Consider the following 462-nt stretch of genomic DNA (forward strand, 5'->3'; position numbering starts at 1 on the left):
ATTTCAATGCGTCCCTGATCTGGTAATCGGATTGAACGTCGCGACGGGGCAGCGAGAAGCGGCATGCCACGCAACGTCCTTGATGTCACAGAGGGTGTGACCACAGACCAACGCACTTGATGCAAAAAGATGACCGGGGAAGGTTATGCAAAACGTCTCGACTGGCCTGCCATCACCAAAGTTGGCAGACCAGCGACGTTGACTTGCGCTCAGCTATGGGCGCAGGGGCGCCACTCAGATATCCAGGCAGATCTTGCCGAAATGCTGATTGGTTTCCTGATAACGGAACGCCTCGACAATGTCGGTCATCGGGAAGGAGCGATCCATGACCGGACGCATGCCATTGGCATCAATGGCGCGGATCATGTCCTGCTGCTGGGTGCGGCTACCCACCAATACACCCTGCATGCGCAGTTGCTTGACCAGCGCCGGGACGAATTCCAGCTGACCGGCGACACCGCT

General features: G+C 57.4%; 1 protein-coding gene. It reads right to left on the bottom strand.

Annotated elements, in window-relative coordinates; genetic code table 11:
- Nucleotides 1-234: 234 nt before the first annotated feature.
- Nucleotides 235-462 (bottom strand): zinc-binding dehydrogenase (locus ALO43_RS09970; protein WP_157062282.1); only part of this gene is annotated, 228 nt, incomplete at its 5' end.

The sequence above is a fragment of the Pseudomonas tremae genome, from assembly GCF_001401155.1.
Classification (GTDB): Bacteria; Pseudomonadota; Gammaproteobacteria; order Pseudomonadales; family Pseudomonadaceae; genus Aquipseudomonas; species Aquipseudomonas tremae.